Genomic DNA, 13,252 nt, shown 5'->3' with positions numbered 1-13,252 from the left:
GGGCGATGGACTCGTTAGACTTGTGAAAGAACAGCTGTGACCGTTGGCGAATAGGTGAAGTCGTGCGAAAAGTTATCTCCGTGATCGCGATCCTGCTTGGGGCCGTTGCCCTGGTGGTAGGGATCGGACAGAAGACCTTTTGGGCTCCGCCCGAAACGGTCACCGCAAGCATGCCAGAATTTGAATCCGAGGCGCCGCTGACGGTTATCCAACCGTCGGTGCAGAATGCCAATGCCGAACCGGTGGAGCTGGTGATCAGCGGAGACGGCGAGTTCACCGCCTCGCTGGCGCGCAGCTACGACGTCGAGGCGTGGGTCGACAACGCCTCCCATGTCGAGCTGACCGGAGTGGACCGCGAAAACCACCAGCTGGTCGCCGAACTGATCGACGGGGAGAAGAAGACCCCGAACCCGGCTGGCGATGACTTGTTCTTCGACTCGCAGAAGGCCGATGGCACGATGACCTACCGCTGGACCGCGCCGGATAACGGCGACTGGTCGCTGCTGCTGGCCGCCGATGGCACCAAGGCGGCGCCAACCGATATTTCGGTCACCTATGCCAACGACGATGCCATGCCATGGGCGCTGCCGCTGATCATCATCGGCGCGCTGCTGCTCGTCTTCGGTGTGGCCCTGCTGCTGATGCGCGTGATCAAGCCTTCCAAGCCTGCGCGCCGCGCCGAAGCTGCCTCCCCGAGCGCCATGGGCGGCTCGACCACGCAGAACTCGCTGGCCATGGTCGCGGTGCTCGCCTTGGCCGTGGGCGGGGTCAGCGTGCCGATGGCACCGTCGGAAGACAAGCCAGCCGAATCGGCCAAGGCATCGGACTCCGCGAAATCCGAGGAATCGGAGAAAGCGGAGGAATCCAAGCCCGCCGACGACTCGAAGCCGGCCGACGAATCGACGTCCGCGGAAGCCGAACCCGATAGCTACCCGGTGCTCACCGAGGAGCAGCTGCAGCGGATCCTGGGCGACGTGGAGAAACAGATCGGCAAGGCCGACGAGAAGAATACGAAGAAGGACCTGGATGCCCGTACCTCCGGTGCCTTCAAGGACCTGCGCACCAAGCGCTACGACATCCTGAATGACGACATCAAGATCGCCAAGCCGCTGGCGCTGAAGACCGCGGTGATTCGCTCGGCCGCCGTGCCAAATAGCTCCGAGGCGAAATTCCCGCGGGTGATCTCGGTGGTGACCGCAAAGGACTCGGATCCGGCCACCTTGCCGATGGCGTTGACCCTGAAGCAGGACAGCGCTCGCGAAAACTACAAGGTCAGCTTCGCCGCGCAGATGCTGCCGAACTCGACCTTCCCGGGCATCGCGGTGGGAGACCCCTCGATCCAGCAGCTGGGCAGCAATGCCGAAGGGCTGAAGGTCAAGCCGGAAGAGGCGCTCGATCAGCTCGCGGACGTGTTGACCAACGAGAAGTCCAAGCACAAGGGCAACTTCGCGGAATCCGAATTCATCAAGGCGATCCACTCGGGGCAGAAGAAGGAAAAGGAAGAAGCCAACGAGGCGAATGTGAAGTACTCGCGCTCGGTCAACAAGAAGGACACGCAGGTGATCTCCACCCCCGATGGCGGTGCGATCGTCACCGGCCGGCTGAACCAGAAGGCAGTATTCGAGCGCACCGAGGATGCAGATCCGCTGGAGAGCGCCGACGAGCTGACCAAGAAGTTGCTTGGATCGAGCACCTCTACCGGTAACGTAGAGATCACGTACGCCGAACCGGTGATGATGTACATCCCAGCGTCCGGCAATGACGACAAGATTCAGCTTGTCGCCAGCGAGGTAGTGTTGCTGAGCGTCAAGCAGGCGGAGGAGAACTAATGACCGAACCACATATTCCCTCGGCGCGCGGAGCCATCGATTTAGGCTCCCTGGCCGCCCACGGCCCGCAGGCCACCGAGGAGAACGCACCCGGCGCGGCGGCTAGCTGGACGCTGACCCTGGACGAGGCCGCATTCCAGCAGTTTGTCGGGCTCTCCCAGCAGGTGCCGGCGATCGTCTCCCTGGGTTCGCCTCGGGTGCAGGTCTCCGCAGACCTCGACGCCGCGCTGAAAACCCTCGTGGATCGCCGCGCCGGCAAGATGGTGCTCGGCCTGGTGGACGCGGAGAAGTACCCGAATATCGCCCAAGCGTTCAAGGCGGAGCAGATCCCGATGGTGATCGCGTTGGTCAACGGCCAGCCGGTCCCGCTCTTCCAAGGCCCGGCAGCTGCCGAGCAGATCGACCAGGTGCTCAACCAGCTGGCCGAACTGGGCGTGCAGCAGGGCTTGGCCGGGAGCGTTCCGGCCTTCTCCGGCGGAAGCGAAGAGCAGCCATTGCCGCCGCTGCACCAAAAGGCGGTGGATGCGATCGACGCCGGTGACTACGCCGCCGCCGAGGCAGCCTACCTTGAGGCGCTCAACGAAAAGCCCAACGATCAGGACGCCCAGGTCGGCGTCTACCAGGTGCGTTTGCTCTCCCGCACGCAGGCCCTGGAGCTGAACGAGGCGCGAGCCGCCGCGGCAGAAAACCCGGATGATCTCACCGCGCAGCTGAACGTTGCGGATCTGGACCTGGTCGGCGGACATGTGGAAGACGCCTTCGCCCGGCTGGTCTCGCTGATCTCGCGGTTGGCCGATGAAGACCGCGAACGGATCCGCCGCCGGCTGATCGAGCTCTACGCGGTGATCGGCAACGCGGATCCGCGCGTGGCGGCATCGCGCCAGAAGCTGGCCCGCGTGCTGTTCTAAGCACCCGCAGCCCATGACGGCCCACTTTCATTGCTCAGGCGATGAAAGTGGGCCGTTTTATTCTGCCCGGATGCTCCTACCACGGGCCTGGGCTACGAGATTAACTCCAAAGGATGATGCGTCTTGACTTGGCAGGTTGATATTCTCGACACATGAATAGCATGGCGCTCGAAATAAGGAACCTTGCCAAGCAATTTGGTGACAAGGTGGCGGTGAACAATGTCAGCCTCCAGGTGCCCGCCAAGTCCTTCTATGGACTAGTCGGACCCAATGGTGCAGGCAAAACGACGATGCTTTCAATGGCGACCGGACTGCTGCGCCCGGATCAGGGCAGCGCGCTGGTCAACGGGGTGGACATCTGGGCGGAGCCGCACACCGCCAAGCGGACCCTGGGCGTGCTCGCCGACGGGGTGCGCCAATTCGACCGGCTGACCGGCCGGCAGCTGGTGACCTACGCCGGCCTGCTGCGCGGCATGGACCGCGAGGAGGTCACCACGCGCACCGAAGACCTGCTGCGCGTGATGGATTTGAGCGCGGACGGCGACAAACTCGTCGTGGACTACTCCGCGGGCATGACCAAGAAGATTTCGCTAGCGACCGCGATGATCCACTCGCCGAAGCTGCTGGTGCTCGATGAGCCCTTCGAAGCGGTGGACCCGGTTTCCGCGGCGAATATCCGCGACATCCTCAACGACTACGTCGCCTTCGGCGGCACCGTGATCGTTTCTTCGCACGTGATGGACCTGGTCCAGCGCATGTGCTCGCATGTGGCGGTCATCGACGGCGGCGTGCTCAAGGCCTCGGGCACGGTGGACGAGGTACGCGACGGGATGTCCTTGGAGGACCGCTTCGTCGATCTGGTCGGCGGCCGTGGCACAAGTGAAGGGCTGTCATGGTTGCGTACATCCTAAAGCTGAAGCTGCGGCTACTGGCCAACGGCTTCAAGCGCAGCCCGTGGCAGCTGGCGGGCGTGATCATCGGTGGGCTTTACGCGCTGGGCATGGTGGTGATGCTGTCGCTGGCCATGTGGTTTAGCGCCGACAACTTAGAGGCGCGCGGCTGGGTGAGCGTGCTGGTCGGTTCGGTGATTGTGCTCGGTTGGGCGGTGATCCCGCCGATGATCACCGGTGTGGACCTGACCCTGGAGCCACAGCGCTTCGTCCACTTCGGCATCGAGGCCAAGACCTTGGCCCGCGGGCTGATCCTCGCCGGGTTCATCTCGGTTCCGGCCTTTCTGACGATGCTTGCGGTGCTGGGCTTTTCCACGATCTGGCGACTGGATCCATTGGCGCTCATCGTTGGGCTGCTCTGTGCGATCGGCACCTGGGTGATGGCGATTCTGCTCTGCCAGTACCTGACGATCATGGCCACCGCGCTGCGCGCCAAGCGCCGTTTCCGCGAGCTGTCTTTCGGTGTGCTGTTCTTGCTGTTGATCAGCCTGGGCCCGATCATCACCACGATCGCCACCAACGTCGAATCGATCTTCGACCTGCTGATCCCCGCCACCAAGGTCCTTGCGTTCACCCCGCTCGGTGCCTTTGCAGCCGTGCCAAATGACTTTGCCACCGGTCAGTTCGCGGCCTTGGGGCTGCACCTTGCGTTGGCGCTGGTCTACCTGGCCGGGCTGTATCTCTTGCTGACCCGAGCCACCGGCAAGGCCACGGTCACTCCGCCGGCCGCGCAGCGTGCATCGAGCGCGAAGGGATTGGGGTTCTTCAAAATCACCCCGGCTACGCCCAGCGGCGCGGTGGCCGCGCGCGCCCTGACCTATTGGTTCAAAGACCCGCGCTATGCGTTGAGCGTGATCATGGTGCCGATGCTCCCGATCATCTTCTACTTTGCCAGCGGAACCACGGGAAACTACTCCATGATGCTGCTGCTCGGTCCGTTGATCGGCATTTTGATGGGTTTCTCGATCTCCGCGGATGTCTCCTATGACAACACCGCCTTTGCGCTGCATGTGCTGACCGGTGTGACGGGCAAGGACGATCGTTTGGGCCGCGTGCTGGCGTGCTTCGCACTGGTCATCGTGCCGCTGATCCTGGCCGCGGTCTTGCCGGCCACGCTGACCGGTCAGCCGTGGCGTATTCCCGGCGATCTGGGAATGTCCATAGGAGCGTTCCTGATTGCGTTGGGCGTCGCCTCGATCGCTTCGGCGCGGTACACCTACGCGGTGCCGCTGCCTGGGGACAATCCGATGAAGACTCCGCCAGGCAATGGTGCCCGCGTGGCGCTGACTCAGCTGGCGACCTTTGGCATCATGGGTGTGCTGCTGATTCCAACGCTGGTGCCATATATCTTCGGTTGGGTGACTCAATCGATGCTGGCCGGATACATTACCGTCGCGGTCGGCCTGATCACCGGTTCCATCATGCTGTTCCTTGGGATCAAGATTGGTGGCAAGACCATGGACGCGCGTCAGCCGGAGCTGATGCAAGCGGTGCTGGTCAACCGCTAGACAGCAAACCCTGCAACGCCCGCATCAACCGGGTCGGATTTTCTCCGACCCGGTTGATGCGGGCGTTGTCTTAACTCACGAACTAACCGAATTGATGCCCTGGTCTCCTGCGCCTTGCGCGGTCACGGTCGTGGGCGGAGTTCTCCCGCTCACCAGTGGCTAGTCCCAATACGTATTACGCCGCGGCTGCTGCTCCGGATCAACATGCTTCGGCAAAATCACATGCGGCAACCCATCCACCAATACCACCTGGATCCGCCCCGCATCGGCATCCATATGCGCACCACGGCACAAAGCCCCCAAATTGCCCAGCTTCGTCTCCCCGCCCTTCCACCACGGATCAATATGGTGGAACTCCACCTTCTCCGGCGGCTCCGTGCACCCGGGCACAATGCACCCGCGATCGCGGGCCAGCACCGCCCGCTTGAGCTTCTCCGGCACGATGCGTTGGGCTCGGCCATAATCAAGCAGTTCGCTCTTCGAATTGAACACCGCCGGTATGATCTCGGCCTCGCACAAGAGCCGTCTCAGCTCGCCGGGCGGCAGATGCACCCCGTGCGCGGTCCGTGCATCCCCGGCGGCCAGATCCTGCAGGTTCTCCAACTTCAGATGCACGATCACCTCGGGCCGGATCCGCGACCCTCCACCAGCAGTGGTGGTGGTGAGGATGTCCAGCAGCGCGTTCAGCGCCCGTTCGGGCACGGTCGCGATGGTTTCGGTCTCTTCGGGGTCCCAGCGTGCTTCGTTGCCCACGCCTTCGGGAAGGAAATCCGGGAGGCCCGAACTCGCGGTGTTTGGTTCGGTGGTGGCTTCCGGTACGGCCGGTTCGAGAATGCTCGGATCCACGGCCGACGCAGCGTCTTCATCCTCGTCGGTGCCGTTTTGTTCGCTGCTGGTCGTCTCGATGGCCTCGGATGCTTCTGCTTCGTCGTGGGACGGTGCAGGGTCTCCGGGGTTCGTGCGCACCGCCTGCCCCACCCGGGTGCGCGGATTATTGGCCTGCGCGATCAACGAATCGAGCACCTCTCCCTCCAGCGTGCTCACCCGCAAGAGGAACTCCCGGCTCAGCGCATTGCGCACCGGCAACGCATACAACCCGCGCCGCACCGACGCTTTGGTCGCGGTACCCGGCGTGGTGGCGGCGCTGCTGATCAGCTGCGTCACGTGCTTCTCGGCTTCCTTCACGCTCTGCGCCCCGCGCAGCACCTCGGCGGCGTGTTCCTCCACCGCCCGCCCATCAGCATGGCGCAGTGTCGCCTCGGTGCCGATGCCTTCGAAGGTCAGATCCTTCGGTTCGCGTTTAGCCAGCTTGCGGCTGGTCTCCTGCACGAGGGACGGATGCAGCACCGGGGCTCTGGCGGGATCCGGGCTAGTGAACAGCGCGCCGAGGTGGGTGAAGCGCGGCGGGACCGACTGGCCTGCCGGGTCCCGGCGGCCAATGAGATCACTCGCATCCTGGATGAGGGTGGCCGCTTCGGTGTAGGGCAGGTGAAGCCAAGAGGCTAAGAGGGCGGCGGGGTCCAGGAAGCTGGGCCGCCCGGTGCAGCGCTGCGCGTCCCGGCTGGTGTCGGCTCCGGTGGTGCGCAGCGCGTCCAGTTCGTCGGTGTGGAGGGTGTGAGCGTTGGTGGCCGCGATGCGGTCCGCGGCGGCCACGCGCATGCGGGCGGCTTCATCGGCCAGCGCTTGACCGGCGGTGGCGAGTTCGAGGGCCAGGCGTGGGTCCTCGGTGCTGGCCAGGTGTTCGCGCAGGGTGGTGAGCAGCTGTGTGGTGCCGGTGAACAGGGCCCGCAGGTCGGTGCCCGCCAGGCTCGGGGACAAGCCTGGGCCGGTGAGCTCGGTGAGCTTCCGGTCCAGCTGGCTGAGGGTGTCCCCGAGGGCGGTGGTGTTCATGGGTTCGAGTATGCGCCCGGACAAACGGAGGTGAGCGTGCGGAGCGCGGACTGTGGATAAGCCTCCGCGCAATTAGGCTGCGCAGACACACCCGGTGGCATCGGAGGTTTGAAATGACTTGAGCCCGTCGGGGCAGGACGGCGGCGGCGGAGGATAAATGTGCTGGTTGTGCGGGTATTCATGCGCGTCCTGCCGGGGCAGCGGACGAGTCAAGGGGATGGCGGTGTGGACAAGCTCCCATCGCCGAGGGTGCCGTGCTGGGCCGTGGCGTACTAGAATTGGTGGCATGGTGGAACAGTCTGAAGAAACCCGTGGTGGAACATCAACGATCGAACGCACGGAGACGACGCATGGCGTCGAGGCCGGCGATCATGAGCGCTTTGCGCACTATGTGCAGAAGGAAAAGATCATGGAGTCGGCGTTGTCCGGCGAGCCGGTGATCGCGCTGTGCGGCAAGGTGTGGACGCCGGGCCGTGACCCGAAGAAGTTCCCGGTCTGCCCCGAATGCAAGGAAATCTACGAATCCATGATGGGTTAAGTAGCGGGACAACCAGCAGGAACCATCGGGAAAAGGTAAATGACCGAGACACTTTTTGATTTTGGTGACAAGCTTCCGCTGGAAGACAAGCTCCCTCCGGCATACCCGGAACGGGCTGCCTGGGGAACCGGGCCGAAGCTTCGTGCCTGGCAGGCCGAGGCGCTGGCAAAATACTTTGACGCCGAACCACGGGACTTCATGGCCGTGGCGACCCCCGGTGCGGGTAAAACTACCTTCGCGCTGCGCCTGGCGAAGGTGCTGGTCGATTCGGGCAAGATCAACCGGATGATCGTCGTCGCGCCCACGGACCACCTGAAAAAGCAGTGGGCCGATGCCGCGGCACGTGTGGGAATCGCGCTGGATCCGAACTACAAGAACTCCGATGGGCGGCACGGCTCGCACTACTTGGGCGTCGTGGTGACCTATGCGCAGGTGGCGCAGAAGCCAGCGGTGCACCGGGCGAAAACCGAAGGCGCGCGCACGCTGGTCGTGATGGACGAGGTGCACCACGCAGGCGACGCGCTCTCCTGGGGCGATGGCATTCGCGAGGCCTTCGAGCCGGCCACCCGCCGGCTGGCGCTGACCGGTACTCCGTTCCGCTCGGACGCGGCGCCGATTCCCTTCGTGCAGTATGTGGACGAGGGCGATGGCATCCGCCGCTCGAAGGCGGATTACACCTACGGCTATGGCAAGGCGCTGGCGGACCACGTGGTGCGCCCGGTGCTGTTCATGGCCTATTCCGGGGCGATGCGTTGGCGCACCGCGGCCGGCGAGGAGATGGAAGCCGAGCTCGGCGCCGGATTCACCAAGGATGTCACCGCGCATGCGTGGCGCACCGCCTTGGACCCGCACGGCGACTGGATTCCTTCGGTGCTGCGTGCGGCGGATCGCCGGCTTTCCGAGGTGCGGCGCACCGTGAAGGATGCCGGCGCCCTGGTGATCGCCACCGACCATGAGGACGCGCGCGGTTATGCCACCCAGCTGGAGGCGATCAGCGGCGAGAAGGTCACCACCATCCTCTCGGATGACCCGAAGGCCTCGCAGAAGATCGACGATTTTGCCGCCTCGGATTCGCGCTGGATGGTCGCGGTGCGCATGGTGTCCGAGGGTGTGGACGTGCCCCGGCTGTGCGTGGGCGTGTATGCCACTTCCACCTCGACCCCGCTGTTCTTCGCGCAGGCCGTCGGGCGTTTTGTGCGCAGCCGCAAGCGTGGCGAGGTCGCCAGCGTGTTCCTGCCCTCGGTGCCGGTGCTGATGGCGCTGGCCAACGAGATGGAGATCGAACGCGACCACGCGCTGGACCGCGAAGGGGAGAAGCTCGAAGACGGACTGGACGACGCGTTCCTCGAAGAGGCGAATCGCGAGGAGAAAGCCAGCGACGAGCTGAACAAGGCCAAATTCGAGGCGCTGAATTCCCAGGCCTCCTTCGACCGGGTGCTCTTCGATGGCGGCGAATTCGGCACCGGCGCGGAGCTGGGCAGCGATGAGGAGCTCGGCTTCCTCGGGATTCCCGGCCTCTTGGATACCGAGCAGGTGTCCGCGCTGCTGCGCGAGCAGCAGAACAAGCAGATTTCGCGCGGGGCCACGAAGCCCGAACCGGTCAGCGACCACCGGCGGATGATGGACCTGCGCTCGAAGCTGTCCAAGAACGTCTCGGCCTGGGCTTCGCGCACCGGCGTGCCGCATGGGCAGGTGCACAACAAGCTGCGCAGCGTATGCGGCGGTCCGGCGGTGCCGCAGGCGACCGCGGACCAGCTGCAGGCGCGCATCGACAAGCTGCAGGATTGGTTCGTCGGGCGCAAATAGGTCCGGCGATCCGCCGACGGCGCCCCGCATCATGCGGGGCGCCGTCGGCGTTTAACGAAGGCTCGGGGCGCGGGGGCTGGCCGCTTCCAGGCCTGTGGCCAGCGCCGTGAACCGAACGGAATCCGAGCGGCGAGCAGTTGTTATTTTCGCTCTTGAAAGTCGCCATTCCATGCAGCCTGCCCGCCAGGATCCGGTAGGACCCGGCTTCGGGCACCGCTTGCTTTCCTCGCATTGCTGGACAGGGCCGCCGAGCGCATGACGCAAACATCGTCTCCGCGGCCGGCGGCGTTGAGCCCAGCTGCGGGATGCACCTTTGGCGTACTTGCTTCCGGCCGCTCGCAAGGAGCTTTCCCAGAGCGGCTCGGCCTAGGAACTGCTGGAAACCGTTCCGTGTCTTGCGCCGTTGCTCCCGGATTCGCTTCTGCCACGGCATGAATCGCCAATGCGACGCGGTTCCCAAAATCGCAAGTTCTGACTAAATATCAAAATACTTTGCGATTCATGAAAGTTGCATATAGGCTAGCTGGCATGCCAAGTACCACAGCCATGGGCCCGATCGGCGAGCGGATCCGGACCGCAATCAAAAAGAGCGGCAGTTCGCAGCGGGAGATCGCCGCGCAAATTCGCATCGATGAAACGAAGCTCTCCAAGTCTTTGAAAGGATTGCGGCGGTTTACCGCCGACGAGCTGCTGCGCCTTGCCACAGCTACCGGGGTGACGGTCAGCTGGATCATGGGCGAGGAGAGCTCTGCGGTTTCCGCCGCCATCCCGAGACTGGAGGGTGCCGCTGAGCGTCTCCCGTCGGCTGATCAAAAGTTAGGCCATCGCAAAATTATCGAAACGGCTTGGCGATTATTTGCCGAGCAGGGCTTTGAATCGGTGCGGATTGCCGACATCGCGGCCGAAGCCGGAGTATCCAGCGCGACGGTCCATTATTACTTCCCGACCAAGCAGGAACTGTTCGGCGCGGCCATGAACTACTCGGTGAAACTGGCCTATAACCGACAAGTCGCGTGGCTGAGCGAGGTAACCGACCCGGCCGAGCGGTTGACCAGGCTGCTTGAGCTGCAATCTCCCGATGGGCGAACCGCGGAGCTTGAATGGTCGATCTGGGTCCAGATGTGGAACAAGATCACCGTGGATGGACGCTACGACGAGGCCTATGTCGAGAGTTACCGGCGCTGGGTAGCGACCGTACGCAGCACGATCGAGGATGGCCAACGCCAGGGGCTGTTCCGGGCGGGCGACCCCGACAGCATGTCGCTGGAACTGACCTCGCTGATGGATGGATACGGCATCAAGGTGCTGACCCGGGTGATCGACAAGCCGGCCATGGCCCGCGGATTGCGCGACTATCTCCGGCGCTGCATCGCGTTGGACGGATCCCGGGCCGATTCCCGTTGGGCCGCGGAATCCCGGTAATTCGCAGACCGGGCAAAAGAGCTACAAAAGGAGATTAGAGATGAACCGAAAAATAATCTTGACCTGCGCCCTGACCGGAGCAGGCGACACCACCGCAAAGAGCGAATTCGTTCCGGTGACTCCGGAAGAAATCGCCAACGATGCGATTGCCGCGGCACGGGCCGGTGCCTCGGTCGTCCACATCCACGTGCGCGATCTGCAGACCAGGCTCAGCTCGCGCAAGGTCGAATACTACCGCGAGGTCGTTGAACGCGTCCGCGCCTCGGAGGTGGACCCGGTCATCAACCTGACCGCCGGAATGGGCGGGGACCTGGTCCTCGACCCGCAGAACCCGACCGCCCAGCAGCCGGGCACCGACCTGGTCAGCGGCCTGGAACGGCTGCCCCACGTCGAGCAGCTGCTGCCGGAAATCTGCACGCTGGACTGCGGTTCGCTGAACTTCGGCGATGGCAGCAACCTCTACGTCTCCACTCCGGACATGCTGCGCGAAGGCGCGGCACGGATCCAGCAGCTGGGGGTGCGCCCGGAGCTGGAGATTTTCGACACCGGGAACCTGTGGTTCGCCAATGTCATGGTGCAGGAGGGATTGATCGACCCGCCGCCGCTGTACCAGCTGTGCATGGGCGTGCCCTACGGGGCCCCGGTGGACCCGGGCCTGCTCCACGCGATGGTCAACCTGCTGCCCAAGGGCGCGGAATTCACCTCCTTCGCCATCGGCGCCAACCAGCTGCCCTGGGTGGCCCAGTCGGTGCTGGCCGGCGGCCACGCCCGCGTCGGCCTGGAGGACAACCTGTACCTGTCCAAGGGAGTGAAAGCCACCAACGCGCAGCTCACCGACCGCGCGGTGGGCATTATCGAATCCCTGGGCGCCGAAGTGGCGACCCCCGACGAGGCCCGCGAAATCCTCGACCTCAAAGTCCAGATCCCGGCAGGAGCCTGAGCATGGAACGCATTCGCGCAATCAACGACATCGACACCATCGCCTGCATCGGTGCAGGAACCATCGGCGGCGGCTGGGCCGCCTACTTCCTGGCCCGCGGCTACCAGGTCAAGGTCTGGGACCCGGCACCCGACGCGGCCGCGAAACTGGGACGGCTGATCGAGGCGGCCTGGCCGGCCCTGGAACAGCTGGACATGGTCCACGGAGCGGACAAGAACGCCTTCAGCGTGCACACCGATTTGTCCGAAGCGGTCGCCGGGGCGGGGTTCGTGCAGGAATCGGCCCCCGAACAGCTAGAGCTCAAGCGCAAGCTGTTCGCGGAGCTGGACGCGGTGGTGGATCCGGACGTGGTCATCGGTTCCTCCACCTCCGGCTACCCGATGACGGATATGGCCGCGGCGCTGGCGCACCCCGAGCGTTTTGTGGTCGGCCATCCGTTCAACCCGCCCTACCTGATCCCGCTGGTCGAGGTGGTCGGCGGCGAGCTGACCAGCAAGCGGGCCGAGGCATGGGCCGCCGAATTCTACGAGCAGATCGGCAAGTCGGTGATCCTGATGGACCGCGAGGTCCCCGGATTCATCGCCAACCGCCTGCAGGAGGCGCTGTGGCGCGAGGCGCTGCACATGATCGACAACGGCGAGGCCACGGTCGAGCAGATCGACCGTTCGATCACCGACGGCCCGGGGCTGCGCTGGCCGATGCATGGCCCGATGCTCACCTTCCATCTGGCCGGCGGCGAAGGCGGCATGGCGCATATGCTCGACCATTTCGGACCGTCGCTGAAGTCGCCGTGGACGCGCCTGGATGCCCCGGAGCTGACCGGTGAGCTGCGCGATTCGGTGGTGGCCGGCTGTGACACGGCCGCCGGCGAACGGAGTTTCGGGCAGCTGGTCGCCGAACGCGACGCCGGGATTATCGCCATCCGCAAACTTGCCGGAGGCCGGGGATGAGCGCCCAACAGCCGGGGCTGCTGAGCAGCTACGAAACGACGGTTGACGCGGCCTGGATCGATTACAACGGGCACATGTCCGAGCCCTACTACGTGCTGGTCTTCGGATACGCCACGGATGCCGCGATGGAGTCGCTGGGCCTGGGGGAGGACTACCGGGCCGCCAGCGGCTGCTCGCTCTACACCGTGGAAGCCCATGTGCGCTACCTGCAGGAGGTTTCGCTCGGCGAACCGCTGAGCGTGCGCACGGTGCTGGCCGGCTTCGGCGCGAAGAAACTGCATCTGGCTCACGAGCTGTACCGCTCGGGGCAACTGGTGGCGACCGAGGAAATCCTCGGGCTGCACGTGGACCAGGCGGCCGGGGCCACCGTGCCGTTTGGGCCCGGCATCCTGTCCGCGGCCCGGCGCGCTGCCGCGGACCCGCCGCCGTGGTGCGGGCGCAGGATCGGGTGAGGAACCGGATCCAGCCCGCGCCGGCAAGGCAGTGACGACAAAGCGACCTCAGGTGGAAA

General features: G+C 64.6%; 11 protein-coding genes. 10 read left to right on the top strand and 1 reads right to left on the bottom strand.

Annotated features, from left to right (window positions below; translation table 11 throughout):
• Positions 1-62 precede the first annotated feature (62 nt).
• From ACT3UQ_RS06245 to ACT3UQ_RS06230, 4 genes are all read left to right on the top strand, one after another.
• Positions 63-1,829, top strand: coding sequence for a hypothetical protein (locus tag ACT3UQ_RS06245; protein ID WP_105650734.1), 1,767 nt, complete (start codon positions 63-65; stop codon positions 1,827-1,829).
• On the top strand, positions 1,829-2,737 hold the full coding sequence (locus ACT3UQ_RS06240; protein WP_105554258.1) for a tetratricopeptide repeat protein: 909 nt from the start codon (positions 1,829-1,831) through the stop codon (positions 2,735-2,737). Before ACT3UQ_RS06245 ends, ACT3UQ_RS06240 begins: the two co-directional genes overlap by 1 nt.
• Before the next feature lie 152 nt (positions 2,738-2,889).
• Positions 2,890-3,648, top strand: a complete 759-nt coding sequence (locus ACT3UQ_RS06235) for an ABC transporter ATP-binding protein (RefSeq protein WP_096283870.1) — start codon at positions 2,890-2,892, stop codon at positions 3,646-3,648.
• A complete protein-coding gene (locus ACT3UQ_RS06230; protein WP_105554257.1) occupies positions 3,630-5,195 on the top strand; it encodes a transporter in 1,566 nt (521 codons plus the stop codon). The genes ACT3UQ_RS06235 and ACT3UQ_RS06230 overlap by 19 nt, the downstream gene beginning before the upstream one ends.
• A gap of 159 nt (positions 5,196-5,354) precedes the next feature.
• Here ACT3UQ_RS06230 and ACT3UQ_RS06225 read toward each other — a convergent pair whose 3' ends face one another.
• Entirely contained in the window at positions 5,355-5,897 is a 543-nt protein-coding gene (locus ACT3UQ_RS06225) for a DUF222 domain-containing protein (protein WP_444636765.1), read from the bottom strand.
• A gap of 1,474 nt (positions 5,898-7,371) precedes the next feature.
• Here ACT3UQ_RS06225 and ACT3UQ_RS06220 point away from each other — a divergent pair.
• The 6 genes from ACT3UQ_RS06220 (at position 7,372) to ACT3UQ_RS06195 (ending at position 13,193) form a co-directional block, all read left to right on the top strand.
• A complete protein-coding gene (locus ACT3UQ_RS06220; protein WP_105554255.1) occupies positions 7,372-7,623 on the top strand; it encodes a DUF3039 domain-containing protein in 252 nt (83 codons plus the stop codon).
• 39 nt (positions 7,624-7,662) lie between these two features.
• Positions 7,663-9,429 carry a DEAD/DEAH box helicase gene (locus ACT3UQ_RS06215; RefSeq protein ID WP_105554254.1) on the top strand — a complete coding sequence of 589 codons (1,767 nt, stop codon included), beginning with the start codon at positions 7,663-7,665 and terminating at the stop codon, positions 9,427-9,429.
• Positions 9,430-9,957: 528 nt separating this feature from the next.
• Positions 9,958-10,851, top strand: a complete 894-nt coding sequence (locus ACT3UQ_RS06210) for a TetR family transcriptional regulator C-terminal domain-containing protein (protein ID WP_258134038.1) — start codon at positions 9,958-9,960, stop codon at positions 10,849-10,851.
• Between the two features lie 40 nt (positions 10,852-10,891).
• Positions 10,892-11,791, top strand: coding sequence for a 3-keto-5-aminohexanoate cleavage protein (locus ACT3UQ_RS06205; protein WP_444636695.1), 900 nt, complete (start codon positions 10,892-10,894; stop codon positions 11,789-11,791).
• A 2-nt stretch (positions 11,792-11,793) separates the two neighbouring features.
• Complete coding sequence (locus tag ACT3UQ_RS06200; protein WP_105570119.1) at positions 11,794-12,741, top strand: 3-hydroxyacyl-CoA dehydrogenase NAD-binding domain-containing protein; 948 nt, start codon at positions 11,794-11,796, stop codon at positions 12,739-12,741.
• Complete coding sequence (locus tag ACT3UQ_RS06195) at positions 12,738-13,193, top strand: thioesterase family protein (RefSeq protein WP_105570120.1); 456 nt, start codon at positions 12,738-12,740, stop codon at positions 13,191-13,193. Before ACT3UQ_RS06200 ends, ACT3UQ_RS06195 begins: the two co-directional genes overlap by 4 nt.
• Positions 13,194-13,252 lie beyond the last annotated feature (59 nt).

Source organism: Glutamicibacter sp. AOP12-B1-11 (genome assembly GCF_052379245.1).
Lineage (GTDB): Bacteria > Actinomycetota > Actinomycetes > Actinomycetales > Micrococcaceae > Glutamicibacter.
Note: the sequence above shows the minus strand (reverse complement) of the source record. Positions and strands in the feature narration are given on the sequence as shown.

Coding starts and splice junctions, on each gene's coding strand:
- ACT3UQ_RS06230 (WP_105554257.1), top strand. CDS start 3,630: ATGGTTGCGTACATCCTAAAGCTGAAGCTGCGGCTACTGGCCAACGGC.
- ACT3UQ_RS06240 (WP_105554258.1), top strand. CDS start 1,829: ATGACCGAACCACATATTCCCTCGGCGCGCGGAGCCATCGATTTAGGC.
- ACT3UQ_RS06215 (WP_105554254.1), top strand. CDS start 7,663: ATGACCGAGACACTTTTTGATTTTGGTGACAAGCTTCCGCTGGAAGAC.
- ACT3UQ_RS06210 (WP_258134038.1), top strand. CDS start 9,958: ATGCCAAGTACCACAGCCATGGGCCCGATCGGCGAGCGGATCCGGACC.
- ACT3UQ_RS06235 (WP_096283870.1), top strand. CDS start 2,890: ATGAATAGCATGGCGCTCGAAATAAGGAACCTTGCCAAGCAATTTGGT.
- ACT3UQ_RS06195 (WP_105570120.1), top strand. CDS start 12,738: ATGAGCGCCCAACAGCCGGGGCTGCTGAGCAGCTACGAAACGACGGTT.
- ACT3UQ_RS06200 (WP_105570119.1), top strand. CDS start 11,794: ATGGAACGCATTCGCGCAATCAACGACATCGACACCATCGCCTGCATC.
- ACT3UQ_RS06205 (WP_444636695.1), top strand. CDS start 10,892: ATGAACCGAAAAATAATCTTGACCTGCGCCCTGACCGGAGCAGGCGAC.
- ACT3UQ_RS06220 (WP_105554255.1), top strand. CDS start 7,372: ATGGTGGAACAGTCTGAAGAAACCCGTGGTGGAACATCAACGATCGAA.